This window comes from Pseudomonas sp., assembly GCF_049300855.1.
Classification (GTDB): Bacteria; Pseudomonadota; Gammaproteobacteria; order Pseudomonadales; family Pseudomonadaceae; genus Aquipseudomonas.
Genome location: NZ_JBAQKH010000007.1, coordinates 21,484 through 39,941, shown reverse-complemented (window position 1 = coordinate 39,941; position 18,458 = coordinate 21,484). Strand labels below are relative to the sequence as shown.

The following is an 18,458-nucleotide window of genomic DNA, read 5'->3' as shown; positions in this document are numbered from 1 at the left end:
CGTTCCTTAACCATTGGCCAGTGTTGAATCAGCGGCATGGCTGGCGGCCATGACCGCTTCCCCGACGGCTTTCCAGTTGTCCAGCGAACTTGCGGCATGCAATTGGGTGGCCTGCAATAGCGCTTTGGCGGAGAGTCCGCTGGCCACGCAACTGGCTTGGCAACGGCGAACCCAGTCCACGTGCACCATGGAGGTGGCACGTTTGGCAGGGAGGGTGTCGGTCAGGGCGGTGACCTCCGTTGCCGACCATCCCAGCAACCGTGCCAAGGCCCCGTTGGCTGCGTCGTTGACTGTGTCGCGCAACGCCTTGTTTTTCAGTTTGGCCGGGGCGGGATTGGCCATGCTGAAGTAGCTCAACACGCTGTCTTCCGATTGGCTCTGGTTGTGGAACCAGTGACTGAAACGTTCGAACAGGTACAGATCCGAGAGCGAGGGCTGGCTATTGGTAATCTCGTATTCGTCACCGCTCAGCCATTCTCGATTGACCAGAAACAGGCGTAATGCGCTGTCGCTCAAGCGCAGGTGGACGGCAATTTCGGCATGGCAGGATACGTTCAGAAACTGCTCGATCAGATCGCTGGCGGGCGGCTGCTTCAGCGCGTCGATCAGCAGGCTGTAGACCGAGGTGTTGGCCCAGGAGAGGACCGCTACACAGCGCTCCGGCGCAAGTTTGGCGGTGTCCTGGAACAAACTTTCGAGCAGTTGTGTTTGTCGCACCTGCGCCTTGAGCAAGAGTTCGACCAGCTTCGCTTTACAGATGACTTTGACCGGTTCTTTCAGCCGTAGCGGGTCGACCAGTTTGTCAATTTCAGCCACCGGCCAAGTGGTCGGTTCATCAGCCGGACTCAGTGGACGATCAAGTTCCATTAACAGGCCTGACGCATTAAGCAGCTTGTGTCCGATCAACAAGGCAAACCACTCGAGTGCTCCCGCAGAGGCAGGGAGATCGTCGTACAACGGCAACCCCAGTAACGCGACCTCCTGCGCCGTCACACAGTTTCTAATCGTGTCGTCATGCAAAATGGCCAGACGATTGAGTAGGTCATCGGAGGGCGGCGCGGCTGCGGCTGCTGTAACTTGCGGGCCGCCATCCGGCGCCTCTGCCAGCACAGGAATGTATGGCCCCAGCCGTTGTTGCAATTGGGCAACCGTCTGTTGACTGTCCTTGAGCCACTCGACGGCCCAGTCCAGCTGCATCAGCACATCGAGGATGTCCGGCGTCGGCTTGTCTGCCACCGGGCTCAGACGGCCGCTGGCCAGTAGACTTTGGTAGTTGTGGCCGCCGAGCAGTAACGCCAGCGTCAGCAGCTCATCGACTGTGTAATTGAAAAGTCGGGCAATCCGCGCCTGACGGTAGAGCGACGAGACGGTGGCCAGGTCGCGCTTGAGTGCACCTACGTGAGTTTGGGTCCGTTTGGCAATCAACAGCAGCGAGTCTTCGGTCGGTTGCAGCCCAAGGCCGGCACACCATTGCAACAGGGTTTTCTGCGTGGCGGCATCAGTGGCGGTCAAGCTGATTGCCGTTTGGTCGAGGATCAGCGGCGTGTCGAATAATTGCACGCGGTTGAACACCTGATCGAACAACGGCAGCTCATCCTTGCCACTGGCATAGGGTGTGAGATTGTGCATCAGTGCCGCGAATTCCTCTGGCGCAATCCCGTAGCGCTGGTTCAGGTGGCGATAAACCCCCAATGCGCGCAGGGTATTTTCATTGAGCTCCATCCCGAGATTGCTTTCGCCTTCGGCGCGCATGGCGCTCAGGATGAGGGTGTCCAGTTGGGCAAAGGGAATCTGGCACCAGCGTTGCAATCGGACCATCCGCTGCAGGCGGTCGAGACGATCGAGTGACGTTTTGGTCAGGTGCCACTGCTTCGTACTGCCCGGCGTCCCTTGCTCCAGGTCCATGGCGTTATCGAACTGATCGCGGATGATTGATTCGGGGCTGGGTGGGTGCTGGCCGTCGTACAGATCGCCGCCCGTTCCGGTGCCATTGATGTAGCAGGCACCGTAGTGATTCGGGTGGGGAAACGGCAATACCATTGCATCGTCGGCGATCGGCACGCCGGCATGTTGCGGGTTGGAGCTGGGGCAGTTGGCGGACAATCGCACCGCATGCGTGCGGCGACACAGGAGCATTTCGACCTGTTCAGCATTGAGGCCTGTGTGCTGCATGAAGTCGGTGAGTCGGGTTATCTGCCACAACGGCGAATTGTCCGTAACGACGACTCCGTAGGATTGTTTGAAAAACGCTTGTTCCGCTGCGGTGAGGTTGTATGAATCATCAAGGGTAACGGTGACGCGCTGGCGAGCGAGGCTCTTCGCAGGGGCAGCGCCGTCGCAAACAAGCAGATTGAAGTGAGCGGTGAGACCGGTATTCGTGGGGTCGGGGAGTGCGCCGCTGGCCTGAATGAAGGAGGTGATGATCCGTGCGCCAGCGTTATGTTTACTGTTCAGTAACCACCGGCCCGTAATGTTTCCAGGTGTGGCAGAGGCCAGTGACAGCTCCACGCTCGCATTGTGGGTGGGGGTACCGTGCTCGGTAAACGTCACCGATACTTTATTGGTCCCTGTCGCCCCGGTGACAGGTGCATTCGCCTGGGGAACCGCGACGCCGATACCTTCCTGCCCCTCAGGCAATAGAAAACATTCGCTCAACAGTGAGTGTGGGTGAAGAAAAGTGTTCCCGGCGCTCCTCCAGCCATTAATCAAGTCATTACGGTTCAGATAAAAATTGCTGAATACCGAAGGTTCGATCAGCAACGCCTGTTGCTGTGGGCTCAGCCCGGACAATAGCCGTTGTGCCTGCAGCGTGGGTTGCTGCACGACGCCGTAACGGTTGGTTGCTTTCTGTTCGATTGGCAGCAGCAGGCTGGCGCGGTAGTTCAGCTCGCCCAGTCGCGGTTTTTTGTCTGCCAGGCCCAGTTGGCATTGATGGTGATAGAAGTTGTACGGCAATTGGAAAGGGTAGCGCCGTTCCGTCAACACTTGGTGAGTGGGCTTGTTTCTATCTGCCGGGATATTTTCCAGATAGTTGCGCAGATTACTGCCCAATACGTCGTTGACGATTTCCAGCATTGGTCGGGGAGTGAAAGTGCTTTCCTGGGTGATCAGCAGGCTTTTGAGGTCCGGGCGGCGCTTGTCGATCAAGACGCGTTGCGGGGCAATGTCGGCGCTCCCGGTGGCTTCCAGTTGCTGAATAAACACCCTGAGCGCACTGAGGTAGGCCACGGGTGAATCGATGGCGGCTATGGCGCCGACCTTGCAGAACTCGTCCCAGTTTTCCTCGAACAGATTGGGAAAGGAGGGCCCGGCAGGAACGAGTGCGCGCACGCCGCTGCGTTGGCCAAGTGCCTGGAAACCACCGGAGGAGGTCTTGTGTTCCCTGTACAAACGCGCAATCAGCGCCGCGTAACCCATGGCATTGTCGTAGGCCAGTTCAGCGTTGGCGTCACTGAATCTGGCGAGCTGTCGCGCGAATGCTGACTTGGGCAGACGGACGATATCGAAGACGGAGCTCAAGCCCATCTTTTGCATGGCCGTCGAAAAGTCTCCCCGCCGTTTTTTTAACACTTGATCGGTTTTGATAAGCGCGTTCATCAGCGAGTGGTTGTCATCGACCATGACGGAAGTTCTCCAGCCGGAAAAAGGGGGCATCGATGAAGGCAATGCCCGGCAGGATCAAACTAGCGATATTCGGGCGCGGCGTAACCTGTCAGACCTGACAGGTGGGAGGTGGTTTTTTAGAACTAATTGATCTGATTTTATTTTTTTTATGCTCGGATGTTGGTTTTTCTCGAGAGGACTTATGTCGAGAAGACTGGAAGTTTCCTTGGGTAACGTCTTATTAATCTAGCTGACTGTCAGAAATGACAGTTGTCGGGAGCTGTCGCAGGATTTAGTGTTTTTTTAGTTCGAATCAAGGGGCAAGTTGCCGATATTTCGTGCAGGCATATTTTTCAAAAAAGCTTTTGACTTTCAGTAAAGATTTTTCTTTTGGATCAGCTCCGAATTGCGATGGGCAAACGTGATCTGCAACTCCGTCGTGAGTATTTTTTATATCTGGGTGGTTGAGCGATGCAAGCGCATCAGTTGTTTGGAACTCACAAAGTGTCGAGAAAAAGAAATGAATAAATATGATTGTGTGATGAAAAACAGTGTCACTGAGATGTCGGATGATGGGACCCACAACGTCGAGAAAGAATGCTTCATTGAGGTTTCAGCAGAAGATTTTCAGATCGTTGAACTTGAACAGAGAGAGGAAGGCGTATTTGCCAGGGCGGTGTTGCAAGTGCGTTACTCAGGTCCGGGGCCGTGGTCGGCCTCGCTGGATGTTGAATACTCCTTTAGTCCTAGCGGCTCCACCTTTTTTTGTTCTGCGAAGCGATACCGAGCGGGTAATAATGGGCGAACCAAGGGGAATGTTTTTATTGATTTCGGCTCGGCAGAGGCCTGGGGCGTGAGGGAACTCACCAATGATGACGCCATACAAGATGGGCAGTGGCATGATCTGCAGAAAGGGGGGGGGTCAGTTGGCGGTAATCGAAACACGGCATTTGTGTTTTTCAAATATATATTTGATCAGCCTGGAATTGGCGATTCCTCGGCTTCCGTTAGAGTTGAAATCCCCTTTTCCCTTGTAGCGCCGACGATTGACAATCCGCAATTGGTAAAGACACCCAGACCGACATTAACGGGAACGGGCGCTCCTGGCGCGACGGTCAAGCTCTATCAACAAGATGTTGGCGACATAGTTTTCGCTACAGTGGAGAAAGTTCCCAATAACGGTTACTGGACGACTACGCTGACAGAGCCTTTGTGGATGGCCAATCCTTTCCGGATGACCGCGCAACAAACCTTGAGAGGTTATATCTCCGATTGGGCGAACCCCGTAAGTTTTACTGTCTTGTTCGAGCCAGTCATCGCTTCCGTTGAAGTCTCAAACGATGGAAAGCCGACTTTCAGCGGGTCAGGCGGGTTTGCCGGTGCAACCCTTGAGATCTGGATCTCGAATGGAGCTTATCTAACAGGTAAAACGCTCATCGCCAATGGTGACTGGGCGCTAGCCCACAACATCGCCATGCACCCCGGTGAGTACACCATCACTGCGAGACAGCAGGTGGGCGGGTACTACTCGGATTGGGCGATCGTTAAAGATTTTATTGTAAAGCCGCCCCAACCGATCATCACTTCCGTCGACGTATCAGCCGATATGAAAGCCACCATTGTGGGTACCGGTGGGTACGTCGGTGCAACGCTTGAGATCTGGATCTCGAATGGAGCTTATCTAACAGGTAAAACGCTCATGGCCCATGGTGACTGGGCGATAACCCACAACACAGCTTTGCCGGTCGGTAAGTACACGATTACTGCAAAACAGCAGGTGGGCGGGTACTACTCGGAGTGGGCGATGGACAAGGATTTTATCGTCAAGCCCCCCAAACCGAGCATCACTTCCGTCGACGTCTCAGCCGATATGAAAACCACTATTGTGGGTACCGGTGGGTACGTCGGTGCAACGCTTGAGATCTGGATCTCGAATGGAGGTTATCTAACAGGTAAAACGCTCATGGCCCATGGTGACTGGGCGATAACCCACAACACAGCTTTGCCGGTCGGTAAGTACACGATTACTGCAAAACAGCAGGTGGGCGGGTACTACTCGGACTGGGCGATGGACAAGGATTTTATCCTCAACCCCCCCAAACCGATGATTACAAAGCCTCTGCCGGATACTACTCACCTCGCCAATGTCATGGTGGAAGGAAGCCGTGTCGGTGAGGCGACCGTAACAGTGCAAGACGCTGCCGGAAACGTGCTGAACGGCACAATGACTTACAGCGGCAACGTATGGCAATTCGAGTATACCTGGGCACCTGGCCGAAAAAATCTCAAAGCGTTGCAGTCGCTGAATGGGCAAACCTCCGATGCGACTGCGGTTGTTGAGTTTTTCATCAAACCGTTCCAACCGGTCATCGAGCCGCCGCCAATCCCCTCTGCGCCCAGAGAGGCGCTGAAAGTCAGCGGCATAGCGTCCGGTACCGTCACCCTGCGGATGCTCGACGAAAAAAACCAACCGGTGGAGGGCGGTTTCTCAGGCACCGCGACGACCCGTATTTTCACACCGAAGGCTGACTGGGCGCCGGGCATCACAAAGGTCAAGGTCGTGCAGACGGTGGACGGTGTGGACTCCGATGCAAGCGCATGGGTCAGTGTTACAGCGAAACCCACTGCACCGAGTATCGCGCCGCCGCCTGTCCCGGCTGCTGCAAGAGAAGCGCTGACAATCAGCGGCGTCTGGTCCGGTACCGTCACCCTGCAGATGCTCGACGAAAAAAACCAACCGGTGGAGGGCGGTTTCTCCGGCGACGGGACTGCTCGCACCTTCACACCGAAAGCTGATTGGGCTGCCGGCGATAATACGGTCAAGGTGGTGCAGACGGTCAGCGGTATCGACTCAGATCCGAGTGATGAGTGCAGGTTTTTTGTGGTCTTGGAGGATCAACCGGATGCGCCTCGGTTCAACCTGCCGGTGACCGGTACGATCACCTCTTCACGTCCGACCATCAAGGTCACCGGCCACCCCGATGCATTGATTACCGTGCGCCTGGAAGAAGCTGAAACACTTCATGAGGCGCATGCGGACGCCGACGGAATTCTGCAGTTTGTGGTCGCTACATCGTTGGTGCCCGGTCTGACCAGCCTCGAGGTAAAACAGCTGCACAGTGGATTGGAGTCCAACTGGAGCGCGCCACATCTATTCACGGTCAGGGCGGCTGAAGTTCCGAAAACACCTGTCATTCGGACTCCGACAGAGGGTAGCGGTACCTCGCAAAGTTTCAGGATCACAGGCACAGGCACAACCGGAGGAACGATACATCTGCGCCATACGGATGAATCCATGATTGACATCATCGACGGCATGTCAAACTGGACCTGGAGTCCGAAGGAGCCATGGGGGACGGCAACTTACACCGTTGAAGCGCAGCAGGAACTCGACGGTGAGTACTCCGAGTGGACATCACCCCGCAGCTTTACCGTTTACGATCTTCGTTACAGTATCAACGATGCCGGCCCGGTACTGGGTAACCCGGTGGTGGGCTCCGGGCAAAGCGTATTGTTACGTGTTCAAGTGGCGTCCGGCGAGACGGGGGTGCTGGTCGAAGGGGTGGAGGTTGAATGGCGCCTCCAACCCGAGCAGACGTTGCTGGCAACGACGTCGACCGGTCGGGATGGTTGGGCTCGATATCTCTACACGCCGGCCACGGTCGAAACACATCAAGTGATGGCCGATATCACCGATGCCAACGACGGTATTGCCATGACGCACCTCTACGAGGTGACAGCGTTGTCGCGCGACGCGTGGGCGCAGCAAGCCGGGCTGTATCTGGACGATAAGCCGGTTGACCTGGCCGACGGCGACCTTGTGCTGTTAGGGGGAGGGGACAAGGCCTATAAGCTGGAACTCAGGGTCAACGGCGGCAGTGTTTTGATTGGCTCCACGGTGACCTTGCACAATCCGTGGGGCGTTGCAAAAGGTGAACTTGGCTTTTCTCCAGCGTTGGGCGCGCCGCAGGTGATAGACGATGCGCGATCGGTGCATTGGTACATTTTTGCTAACGAGGACAGCAGTGGCTTCTTCGGTTTGAACCTGACCAGCCCGGTGCTGCCCGACTGGCAACTGCCGGGACGCGTGGAAGCGGGAGACTTTGCCGAAGCGCTGGAGGTCGATTTTGATGGGTTCGCGCAGATTCTCGGCGGCGATCCGGCCTATCCGTGCCTGGGGGCGACGCATGTGATTGGCGTACGTCCCATGCGACACAGTCCTTTACTGGGCGCGGAAATGGTTTTGGCGTTGAGCCCGCAAGCGGCAGCCCTTGGCGTCACGGTGAGCCCGAGTACCCCACAAACTCTGGGCGAAAACGGCTTGAACTGGACGTTGAATTGCGCCAACAGCACCCAGGCAGGTGACTTTGCCGTGTGGTTGAAGGGGCAGGCGCTGGACTTCCAGTCTCTGGCGTTACCCATGTCGCTAGGGCATAACAAAGTCAAAATTATTGAAAAGTACGGACCCACACAGTCGGGCGGCCTTGGCAGGTATGGCATTCGGGCGGCGTCAACGTTCACGGACCGGCCCGCAGTTGATGTTTCGGTGACGGTCCTGTTCCCCCACGGGCAGCCCACGCCGCGTAAAACAGATGAAAAGGGTTGGTTGTATGTTCAATACGATGGCGACATTCCAACGTTGACCATTGTTAACCGCTATGACGGCAGCATTGTGAAGCCCTGATTAAACCGCTGTATGCGGGTCATGTGGCGGGTGGCTGAGCTGATCCGGCAATAAAAAACGGCACCCGAAGGTGCCGTTTTCATTTCTAGCCAGCCAAGCAATCAGCCCGCCAGACCCGCCTGCTGAACCAGGGTCAGCAATGGCTGCGGGTACACGCCCAGGAAGAACGCGACCAGGGCGATGGCCAGCAGCATCACGCCGCCTGCCTTCTGTTCCCAGTGCAGTTGGGCGTCGTGGCGACGCAGGTTTGGCTCGATCAGGTACAGGGTGACCATCACGCGCAGGTAGTAGAAGACGCCGATGGCGCTGCCCAGCACCAGCGAACCGACCAGCCACCATTGGTGCGATTCAACACCGGTCGCGATGATGTAGAACTTGCCGATGAAGCCCGCGGTCAGCGGGATACCCGCCAGCGACAGCATCATCACGGTCAGTACGGCGGTCAGGTACGGACGGCGCCAGAACAGGCCGCGGTATTCGTACAGGGCGTCCGCATCACGGCCGTTGTACGGCGAGGACATCAGGGTAATCACGCCGAAGGCGCCGAGGCTGGTGATCACATAAGTCACCAGGTACACGCCGATGGCTTCCACTGCCAGACCCTTGCTCGCCACCAGCGCGATCAGCAGGTAGCCGAAGTGCGCGATGGACGAGTAACCGAGCAGACGCTTGAGGTTGCTCTGGGTCAGTGCCAGCAGGTTACCGAACAGGATCGAGGCGATGGCGATGACGGTCAGTACATCGCTCAGCACGCCACTGCTGGCAGCAGGGGAGATCTGAAACAGACGCACCATCACCGCAAACACCGCAACCTTCGACGCGGTCGCAAGGAACGCAGCCACCGGTGCCGGAGCACCTTCGTAAACGTCCGGCGTCCACAGGTGGAACGGTACCAGCGACAGCTTGAACGCCAGACCGATCAGCATCATGCCCAGACCCAACTGAGCCAGCGAGCTAGGCAGGCCAGTCGCAGCCAGAGCCTGACCGATACCGACGAAGCTCAGCGAACCCGAGTCGGCGTACAGCAGCGCCATACCGAACAACAGGAACGCGGAACCGGCAGCCGAGAGCACCATGTACTTGATGCCGGCTTCCAGCGAACGCTTGTTGAAGAAGGCGTAAGCCACCAGACCGTAAACCGGTACCGAGAGCAGTTCCAGACCGATGAACAAACCGGCGAGGTGCTGCGCGCTGACCAGAACCAGACCACCGGCGGCGGCCATCAGGATCAGCAGGTAGAGTTCTTCACGGTTGCCCGGGTAGCCCGAACCGCCATCACCCAAATAGGCGTGGGCGAGGGTGACGCAGGCGAGGGTGGCGATCAGGATCAGCGCCATGTACAGGCAGGCAAACGAGTCGATCTGCAGCAATGGGGTCACGGCCAGAGGCGCGACTTTCAGCGCTGGCAGGATCGACAGCAAGGCCAGGTTCAGACCGGCGACCGAGATCAGGAAGGTCTGCGAGTGGTTGCGGCGCCAGGCGATTGCCAGCATCACCACGATAATGGTGAGGCTGGTGATCAACAGTGGCGCAAGCGCAATAAAGTGTTGAATCGTGAATTCCATAGCGCTCTTACCGGGCCGAAGCGAGTTGAGTGAAGGCGGTGCCGAGCCACTGCTGCACGCCATGCATCGTGGCGGCAGAGGTGTCGAGGAACGGTTGCGGGTAGACGCCGAGGTAAATCAGCAGCACCGCAAGGCCCAGCACCATGATCAGTTCGCGAGCGTCCATACCGTGCAGGATCGAATCCGATTTCGACGGACCGAAGTAGGCACGGTGGATCATGATCAGCGAGTAGACCGAACCGAACACCAGACCGGAAGTGGCAATCGCAGTGATCCATGGCGCGCTGGCGAATGTACCGATCAGGATCAGGAACTCACCGACAAAGTTACCGGTACCCGGCAGACCCAGGGACGCAGCCGCAAAGAACAGGCTGATCGCCGGCAGGTATGCGATACGCGACCACAGACCGCCCATCTCACGCATGTCCCGAGTGTGCAGACGCTCGTACAACTGACCGCTGAGGATAAACAGTGCCGCCGCCGAGACACCGTGCGCGAGCATCTGGATCACTGCACCTTGCAGCGCCAGTTGGCTGCCGGAGTAGATGCCGATCAACACGAAACCCATGTGGGAAACGGACGAGAAGGCAATCAGACGCTTGATGTCGGTTTGCGCGAAAGCGAGGAACGCACCGTAGAAGATCCCGACCAGACCGAGGGTCATGGCGATCGGCGCAAACTCGGCCGAAGCGTTCGGGAACAGCGGCAGGGCGAAACGCAGCAGACCGTAGGCAGCGGTTTTCAGCAAGATACCGGCGAGGTCGACGGAACCGGCAGTCGGCGCCTGGGCGTGGGCATCAGGCAACCACGAGTGGAACGGTACGACGGGCAGCTTGACCGCGAAGGCGATGAAGAAGCCGAGCATCAGGATGTACTCGGTGGTCATCGACATCTTGGTTTTCAACAGGTCGGCGTAGTTGAACGTAATCACGCCAGTGTTGTTGAAGTTGACCAGCACCAGACCGAGGATCGCCACCAGCATGATCAGACCGGAAGCCTGAGTGAAGATGAAGAACTTGGTCGCCGCGTAGATCCGGGTTTTCTTGCCGTCCGAAGAACTGTGACCCCAGAGCGCGATGAGGAAGTACATCGGCACCAGCATCATTTCCCAGAAGAAGAAGAACATGAACAGGTCGAGGGCGAGGAACACGCCGACAACGCCGCCCAGGATCCACATCAGGTTCAGGTGGAAGAAGCCAACGTGACGTTGAATCTCTTTCCACGAGCAGAGTACCGAGAGGATACCCAGCAGACCGGTCAGCAGGATCATCAACAGCGACAGGCCGTCGAGGGCCAGGTGCACGCTGATGCCGAAACGCGCGATCCAGATGTGCTTGAACTCAAGCGCCCAGGTCGGATCGGCGCCAGGCGCCGGGGCAAATGAATAGTCACCGTGGGCCCACAGCCAGAGGCCGAGGGCGAGTTCCAGGGTCATGGTCAACAGCGCAATCCAGCGCGGGAGGGTAGCGCCGAAGCGCTCACCCATCCAGCACAGCAGGCCGCCGATGAAGGGGATCAGGATTAGCCAAGGCAGAATCATGACGGGCTCGTTTCCTTTCGCAAATTCGCAAGGTTCATATCAGACCGCTACCAGCACGATGGCGCCAATCACCAGCACGGCACCAGCAGCCATGGAAGCCGCATACCAACGCAGTTGACCGGTCTCGGTGCGGCTCAGGGCAGTGTGACCACCCTTGGCCATACGCGGGATCAGACCGATGGTCTGGTCGAGCGGGTCTTTGCGCAGTACGTGGCTGATCGCAAGGTAAGGCTTGACGAACAGTTTGTCGTAGATCCAGTCGAAGCCCCAGGCGGCGAACCACCAGGCCGAAAGGAAACGGCCGATGCCGCTGTTGGCGATTGCCGTGACGAAGCGACGCTTGCCGAGGAACAGTAGCGCTGCCAGCAGGATACCGGCCAGGGCGATGGCGCCCGAGGCGATTTCCAGACTGTGCTTGGCTTCGCCACCGGCATGGCCAACGCTTTCCGGCAGTACGCCGTGCAGCGGTGGCACGATCATGGCGCCGACGAACGTCGACAGCACGATCAGCACCGACAGTGGCAACCAGTGCGAGATGCCGTGACCAGCGTGGGCTTCGGTCTTGGCTTCACCGTGGAACGTGATGAAGATCAGGCGGAAGGTGTACAGCGAGGTCATGAACGCGCCGACCAGACCTGCGTAAAGCAGACCGTGGTTGCCGCTGGCGAACGCTTCCCAAAGGATTTCGTCCTTGGAGTAGAAGCCGGCAGTGACCAGTGGCAGAGCGGCCAGCGCAGCACCACCAACGATGAAGCTGGCGTAGGCCAGTGGCAATTTCTTCCACAGACCGCCCATTTTGAAGATGTTCTGCTCGTGGTGGCAGGCAACGATCACCGCACCGGAAGCAAGGAACAGCAGGGCCTTGAAGAAGGCGTGGGTCATCAGGTGGAAAATCGCGCCATCCCATGCACCAACGCCCAGCGCCAGGAACATGTAGCCGATCTGGCTCATGGTCGAGTAGGCGAGGATACGTTTGATGTCGGTCTGAACCAGAGCGGCGAAACCGGCCAGCACCAGCGTTACACCGCCGACGATGCCGACCAGGTGCAGGATCTCCGGCGCCAGGGTGAACAGACCGTGGGTACGGGCGATCAGGTAAACACCGGCAGTTACCATGGTCGCGGCGTGGATCAGTGCCGAAACCGGCGTCGGGCCGGCCATTGCGTCCGCCAGCCAGGTTTGCAGCGGCAGTTGTGCCGATTTACCGACTGCGCCACCCAACAGCATCAGGGTTGCCAGGGTGATCCAGAAGTCGCCGACCTGGAATTTCTGCGGTGCCAGCACCAGCAGTTCCTGGATGTTCAGCGTGCCCACTTGCTGGAACAGGATGAACAGGCCGATGGCCATGAACACGTCGCCGATCCGGGTCACGATGAAGGCCTTGAGTGCGGCGTTACCGTTGTTGCGGTTGCTGTAGTAGAAACCGATCAACAGGTACGAGCACAGACCCACGCCTTCCCAGCCGAAGTACAGGAACAACAGGTTATCGCCGAGCACCAGGAACAGCATGCTGGCGATAAACAGGTTGGTGTACGAGAAGAAGCGCGAGTAACCCGCTTCACCGCGCATGTACCAGGACGCGAACAGGTGGATCAGGAAACCGACGCCAACGACCACGCCAAGCATGGTGATCGACAGGCCGTCGACGTAGAGGGCGAAGTCAGGCTTGAAGCCTTCGACCGCCATCCACTTCCACAGCACCAGGGTGTAGTGACCGCCTTCGGGTGGTGCGACGTTGAATTGCCAGATGACGTAGGCGGCGACAATCGCCGACAAGCCAATGGAACCCACGCCGATCAGCGCCGAGAGGTTTTCCGACCAGCGTCCACGGGAGAACGACAGCAGCAGGAAACCGATCAGAGGGAATACGAAAGTCAGAAAGATCAGGTTCATCCGCGCATCTCACTGGCAGCGTCGATATCGAGCGTGTGGAAGCGGCGATACAGTTGCAACAGGATCGCCAGACCAATACTGGCCTCGGCGGCTGCCAAGCTGATCACCAGGATGAACATGATCTGTCCATCCGGCTGGCCCCAACGGGCGCCAGCAACAATGAACGCCAGTGCAGAGGCGTTCATCATCACTTCCAGACTCATCAACACGAACAAAATGTTGCGGCGGACCATCAGGCCGACCAGACCAAGGCAGAACAGGATGCCGGCAACCGCCAGACCATGTTCGAGAGGGATAGCAGGCATGTCTTACTCCTTCGCCTCGTTACGGCCCAAATGGAACGCCGTGACGGCTGCGGCGAGCAGCAGCATCGAGGCGAGTTCGACCACCAGCAGGTACGGGCCGAACAGGCTGATGCCCACGGCTTTCGCGTCTACGGTGGTGTGGCCGATGGCCTGACCGCTCTGGTGAGCGAACAGCACATACAGCAGTTCGGCCAGCAGCAGCGCGGCGAGAATCACCGGGCCGGCCCAGATGCCGGGCTTGAGCCAGACGCGTTCTTGCTGAACCGAGGCGGGGCCCAGGTTCAGCATCATCACCACGAACACGAACAGCACCATGATGGCGCCGGCGTAAGCGATCACTTCCAGCACGCCGGCGAACGGTGCGCCGAGTGCGAAGAAGGTCATGGCCACGGCGATCAACGAGATGATCAGGTAGAGCAGGGCGTGCACAGGGTTGGTGTTGGTGACTACGCGAAGCGTGGACACAACAGCGATACCCGATGCGAAATAGAAAGCGAATTCCATCGTTCTTCCTTAAGGCAGCAAGCTCTTCACGTTGATCGGTTCGGCTTCGTTCTGCGCGGCGCCTTTCGGCTTGCCAGCGATTGCCATACCTGCAACACGATAGAAGTTGTAATCAGGGTTTTTGCCGGGGCCGGAGATCAACAGATCTTCCTTCTCGTACACCAAGTCCTGACGTTTGAACTCGGCCATCTCGAAATCCGGTGTCAGCTGGATTGCGGTGGTCGGACAGGCTTCCTCGCAGAGACCGCAGAAAATGCAGCGCGAGAAGTTGATACGGAAGAAGTCCGGGTACCAGCGACCGTCTTCGGTTTCAGCTTTCTGCAGCGAGATGCAACCCACCGGGCAAGCCACGGCGCACAGGTTGCAGGCAACGCAACGTTCTTCGCCATCGGGGTCGCGGGTCAGGACGATGCGACCACGGTAGCGTGGTGGCAGGTAGACCGCTTCTTCCGGGTATTGCAGGGTGTCGCGCTTGCGAAAGCCATGGCCGAAGACCATGACCAGGCTGCGCAACTGGGTACCGGTACCCTTAACGATGTCGCCAATATATTTGAACATGGGTCAAATCCTCACTGAACCGCGACTGCAGGCGTGTTCCACAACACGACTGCAGCGGTCACCAGCAAATTGATCAGGGTCAGTGGCAGGCAGAATTTCCAGCTGAAATCCATCACCTGGTCATAACGCGGACGCGGAATGGAAGCGCGCAGCAGGATGAACAGCATGATGAAGAACGCGGTCTTCAGTGCGAACCAGACGAAGGCCAGTTGCGGCAGGATGCCGAACGGACCGTGCCAGCCACCGAAGAACAGGGTGACCAGCAGCGCCGAGATCAGGATGATGCCGATGTATTCACCGACGAAGAACATGCCCCATTTCATACCGGCGTATTCAATGTGGTAACCGTCGGCCAGTTCCTGTTCCGCTTCCGGCTGGTCGAACGGGTGACGGTGAGTCACGGCGACGCCAGCGATGAAGAAGGTACAGAAGCCGAAGAACTGCGGAATGATGAACCACAGGTTCTGCGCCTGGTACTCGACGATGTCGCGCATGTTGAACGAGCCGACCTGGACCACGATGCCCATCAGCGCCAGGCCCATGAACACTTCGTAGGACACGGTCTGCGCCGACGCACGCAAGCTGCCGAGCAGGGCGAACTTGTTGTTACTCGACCAGCCGGCGAACAACACCGCGTAGACCGACAGACCGGCCATGGCGAAGAAGAACAGCAGGCCGATGTTCAGATCCGCGACGCCCCAGGTCGGGGTGATCGGGATGATCGCAAAGGCGATCAGCAAGGCGGACATGGCCACCACCGGTGCCAGGGTGAAGATCACCTTGTCGGCAAACGGCGGGGTCCAGTCTTCCTTGAAGAACATCTTCAGCATGTCGGCGGCGATCTGGAACATGCCGAACGGGCCAACGCGGTTCGGACCGTAACGGTCCTGCCACCAGCCCAGCAGGCGACGTTCGACAAAGCTGAGCAACGCGCCCGCGACCACCACGGCCAGCAGAATCACGATGGCTTTGACGACCGAGAGGATCACATCGATCACTTCAGGGGTGAACCAGGTCATTGCGCTGCCTCCTGCAGACCGTCGACGGATACGCCGGCGAATGCCGGTGGAATGCCGGCGATGCCCGCAGGCAATGCCACCAGACCTGCGCCCAGTTCTTCATTGATGCGCAGCGGCAGACGCAGGGTCTGACCGGCCACGTTCAGGCTCAGCAGGGCACCATCGTTGACGCCCAGACGATCCGCTTCCGACTTGGCCAGAGCAACGTACGGAGCCGGAATGCGCTCTTGCACCGGGGCGGCTTTCGAAGAGTTTTCTTCGCTGCCGAACAGGTGGAAGAACGGCACGGCTTGCCAGGTACCCGGCGCCGGGTTGAATGCGCGCGGTGCTGCAGCGAACCAATTCAGCGAATCGCCAGTGCTTTCGATCAGGCGGGTGCCCGGGTCGCCAGCGCGGATATGACCACCGACTTCGTCCTGGAACTTGTTCCACGCTTGTGGCGAGTTCCAGCCCGGCGACCAGGCGAACGGCACCTGCTGACGCGGTTCGGCAGAGCCCGAGTAACCTTCCATGGAGAAGGCAAACGCGGTGTCTTTGTCTTGCGGGGTGCGCGGTTCGTGAACGCTGATGTCGGCGCGCATCGCAGTGCGACCGGAATAACGCAGCGGCTCACGCGCCAGTTTCAGACCCTTGATGCGGAACGCCGCCGATGGTGCAGCGTCGACGATGCGCGCCAGTTGCTCGGTGCTCGAAGCAACGGCAGCCGTCACGTGGTCGAGTTGCGTCCAGTCGATCGGCTGGTTCAACAGGGTCGCGCGCAGGGCGTGCAGCCAGCGCCAGCCTTCGTGAACCAGGATGCTCGCATCCATGTATTGCGGGTCGAAAACCTGGAAGAAGCGCTGGGCGCGACCTTCCTGGCTGACCAGCGTACCGTCGCCTTCAGCGAAGCTTGCGGCTGGCAGAACCAGGTGCGCGCGATCGGTGGTGGCAGTCTTCTGATGGTCAGCAACGATCACCACTTGCGCAGCGTTCAGTGCAGCATCGACTTTTTCTTTGGCAGTGCGGGTGTACAGATCGTTTTCCAGCACAACGATCGCGTCAGCCTTGCCGTCGATGACGGCTTGCAGCGCAGCATCCACCGATTCGCCACCGAGCATGGCCAGACCTAGGCTGTTGGCTTCCGGGACGATCAGGCTGATCGAGCCGTTTTTCTCACGCAGCTTCAGGGCCTTGGCGATGTTGGCGGCGGCTTCGATCAAGGCTTTGGAGCCCAGCGAAGTACCGGCGATGATCAGCGGACGTTTTGCAGCGAGCAGGGCGTCGGCAATGCGCTTGGCCAGTTGCAGTGCTTCGGTGTCCAGACCTTCAACGGCCGGGGCGCTGGCATCCAGAGCGTGAGCCACGGCGAAACCGATGCGCGCCAGATCGTCAGGAGCGGCGTGTACGCATTCTTCAGCGACGTCGTCGAGCTTGGTTTCTGCCAGGCTGGCAATGAACAGCGGGTTCAGCGCGTGCTGACCGATGTTCTTCACCGCCGCGTCGAGCCAAGGCTGAACGCGCATGGCTTCGGCCATGTCTTCAGCTTTACCTTTGACCGACTGACGCAGCGACAGCGCCACGCGGGCAGCGGTCTGGGTCAGGTCTTCACCGAGGACGAAAATCGCATCGTGGTCTTCGATGTCGCGCATGTTCGGCACTGGCAGCGGGCTGTCTTTCAGCACTTGCAGGACCAGACGGATGCGCTCCAGTTCGGACGCTTCGATACCCGAGTAGAAGTGCTCGGCGCCAACCAGTTCGCGCAACGCATAGTTGCTTTCGAGGCTGGCACGCGGGGAACCGATGCCGACGATGTTGCGACCGCGCAGCAAGTCAGCGGCTTTATCCAGTGCAGCATCCAGACCGAGCTTGGTGCCGTCGGCCAGCAGCGGCTGACGTGGGCGGTCGGTGCGGTTGACGTAGCCGTAACCGAAACGGCCACGGTCGCACAGGAAGTACTGGTTCACCGAACCGTTGAAACGGTTTTCGATGCGACGCAGCTCACCGTAACGCTCGCCCGGGGAGATGTTGCAACCGCTCGAGCAGCCATGGCAGATGCTCGGTGCGAACTGCATGTCCCACTTGCGGTTGTAGCGCTCGGAGTGCGTCTTGTCGGTGAACACACCGGTCGGGCAGACCTCGGTGAGGTTGCCGGAGAACTCGCTTTCCAGCACGCCATCTTCAACGCGACCGAAGTACACATTGTCGTGGGCGCCGAATACACCGAGGTCGGTGCCGCCAGCGTAATCCTTGTAGAAACGCACGCAGCGGTAGCAAGCGATGCAGCGGTTCATTTCGTGGGAAATGAACGGGCCCAGTTGCTGGTTCTGGTGCGTGCGTTTGGTGAAGCGATAACGGCGCTCGTTGTGGCCGGTCATCACTGTCATGTCTTGCAGGTGGCAATGACCGCCTTCTTCGCACACAGGGCAGTCGTGCGGGTGGTTGGTCATCAGCCATTCGACAACACTGGCGCGGAACGCCTTGGATTCTTCATCTTCGATGGAGATCCAGGTGTTGTCGGTGGCAGGCGTCATGCAGGACATGACGATGCGACCACGGGTGTCGTTCTCGTCGGTGTACTGCTTGACCGCGCACTGGCGGCAAGCCCCGACGCTACCGAGCGCGGGGTGCCAGCAGAAATATGGAATGTCGAGGCCCAGCGACAGACATGCCTGTAACAGGTTGTCTGCCCCGTCGACTTCGAGCGCTTTGCCGTCTACGTGGATAGTGGCCATGGTTCAAAGGTCTTCGTTGGCCCGGTGTCAGCGGGCGTGGCTAATGGAATCTTGTTATCCGTGCGAATCAAACCAG

Annotated in this window: 10 protein-coding genes; 1 reads left to right on the top strand and 9 read right to left on the bottom strand. The window is 58.6% G+C overall.

Going from position 1 to position 18,458, the window contains the following annotated elements; all coding sequences use genetic code 11:
• Positions 1 to 6 precede the first annotated feature (6 nt).
• The gene (locus tag WA225_RS01885) at positions 7 to 3,621 is read right to left on the bottom strand and encodes a Tc toxin subunit A (protein WP_422606648.1); all 3,615 of its coding nucleotides are present in this window, start codon (positions 3,619 to 3,621) and stop codon (positions 7 to 9) included.
• A gap of 502 nt (positions 3,622 to 4,123) precedes the next feature.
• On the opposite strand from WA225_RS01885, the gene WA225_RS01880 reads away from it, so the two are divergent.
• Positions 4,124 to 8,287: an MSCRAMM family protein gene (locus WA225_RS01880; RefSeq protein ID WP_422606647.1), complete on the top strand. Its 4,164-nt coding sequence runs from the start codon at positions 4,124 to 4,126 to the stop codon at positions 8,285 to 8,287.
• Positions 8,288 to 8,388: 101 nt separating this feature from the next.
• Here WA225_RS01880 and nuoN read toward each other — a convergent pair whose 3' ends face one another.
• From nuoN to nuoG, 8 genes are read right to left on the bottom strand one after another with little or no spacing between them, the layout of a single operon-like run.
• Entirely contained in the window at positions 8,389 to 9,852 is a 1,464-nt protein-coding gene (nuoN, locus tag WA225_RS01875) for an NADH-quinone oxidoreductase subunit NuoN (protein ID WP_422606646.1), read from the bottom strand.
• Positions 9,853 to 9,859: 7 nt separating this feature from the next.
• Positions 9,860 to 11,392, bottom strand: coding sequence for an NADH-quinone oxidoreductase subunit M (nuoM, locus tag WA225_RS01870; protein WP_422606645.1), 1,533 nt, complete (start codon positions 11,390 to 11,392; stop codon positions 9,860 to 9,862).
• A gap of 39 nt (positions 11,393 to 11,431) precedes the next feature.
• Entirely contained in the window at positions 11,432 to 13,285 is a 1,854-nt protein-coding gene (gene nuoL, locus WA225_RS01865) for an NADH-quinone oxidoreductase subunit L (protein WP_007920175.1), read from the bottom strand.
• Complete coding sequence (gene nuoK, locus WA225_RS01860; protein WP_003223790.1) at positions 13,282 to 13,590, bottom strand: NADH-quinone oxidoreductase subunit NuoK; 309 nt, start codon at positions 13,588 to 13,590, stop codon at positions 13,282 to 13,284. The genes nuoL and nuoK overlap by 4 nt, the downstream gene beginning before the upstream one ends.
• 3 nt (positions 13,591 to 13,593) lie before the next feature.
• A complete protein-coding gene (nuoJ, locus tag WA225_RS01855) occupies positions 13,594 to 14,094 on the bottom strand; it encodes an NADH-quinone oxidoreductase subunit J (RefSeq protein ID WP_007920176.1) in 501 nt (166 codons plus the stop codon).
• Positions 14,095 to 14,103: 9 nt separating this feature from the next.
• A complete protein-coding gene (nuoI, locus tag WA225_RS01850) occupies positions 14,104 to 14,652 on the bottom strand; it encodes an NADH-quinone oxidoreductase subunit NuoI (protein ID WP_016987418.1) in 549 nt (182 codons plus the stop codon).
• An 11-nt stretch (positions 14,653 to 14,663) separates the two neighbouring features.
• Entirely contained in the window at positions 14,664 to 15,671 is a 1,008-nt protein-coding gene (nuoH, locus tag WA225_RS01845; protein WP_007920179.1) for an NADH-quinone oxidoreductase subunit NuoH, read from the bottom strand.
• Positions 15,668 to 18,382, bottom strand: a complete 2,715-nt coding sequence (gene nuoG, locus WA225_RS01840) for an NADH-quinone oxidoreductase subunit NuoG (RefSeq protein WP_422606644.1) — start codon at positions 18,380 to 18,382, stop codon at positions 15,668 to 15,670. Before nuoG ends, nuoH begins: the two co-directional genes overlap by 4 nt.
• Positions 18,383 to 18,458: the final 76 nt, after the last annotated feature.

Bases quoted from the DNA above. Each gene is read 5' to 3' on its own strand.
- WA225_RS01885 (WP_422606648.1), bottom strand. From the start codon at position 3,621: ATGGTCGATGACAACCACTCGCTGATGAACGCGCTTATCAAAACCGAT.
- WA225_RS01880 (WP_422606647.1), top strand. From the start codon at position 4,124: ATGAATAAATATGATTGTGTGATGAAAAACAGTGTCACTGAGATGTCG.
- nuoN (WP_422606646.1), bottom strand. From the start codon at position 9,852: ATGGAATTCACGATTCAACACTTTATTGCGCTTGCGCCACTGTTGATC.
- nuoM (WP_422606645.1), bottom strand. From the start codon at position 11,392: ATGATTCTGCCTTGGCTAATCCTGATCCCCTTCATCGGCGGCCTGCTG.
- nuoL (WP_007920175.1), bottom strand. From the start codon at position 13,285: ATGAACCTGATCTTTCTGACTTTCGTATTCCCTCTGATCGGTTTCCTG.
- nuoK (WP_003223790.1), bottom strand. From the start codon at position 13,590: ATGCCTGCTATCCCTCTCGAACATGGTCTGGCGGTTGCCGGCATCCTG.
- nuoJ (WP_007920176.1), bottom strand. From the start codon at position 14,094: ATGGAATTCGCTTTCTATTTCGCATCGGGTATCGCTGTTGTGTCCACG.
- nuoI (WP_016987418.1), bottom strand. From the start codon at position 14,652: ATGTTCAAATATATTGGCGACATCGTTAAGGGTACCGGTACCCAGTTG.
- nuoH (WP_007920179.1), bottom strand. From the start codon at position 15,671: ATGACCTGGTTCACCCCTGAAGTGATCGATGTGATCCTCTCGGTCGTC.
- nuoG (WP_422606644.1), bottom strand. From the start codon at position 18,382: ATGGCCACTATCCACGTAGACGGCAAAGCGCTCGAAGTCGACGGGGCA.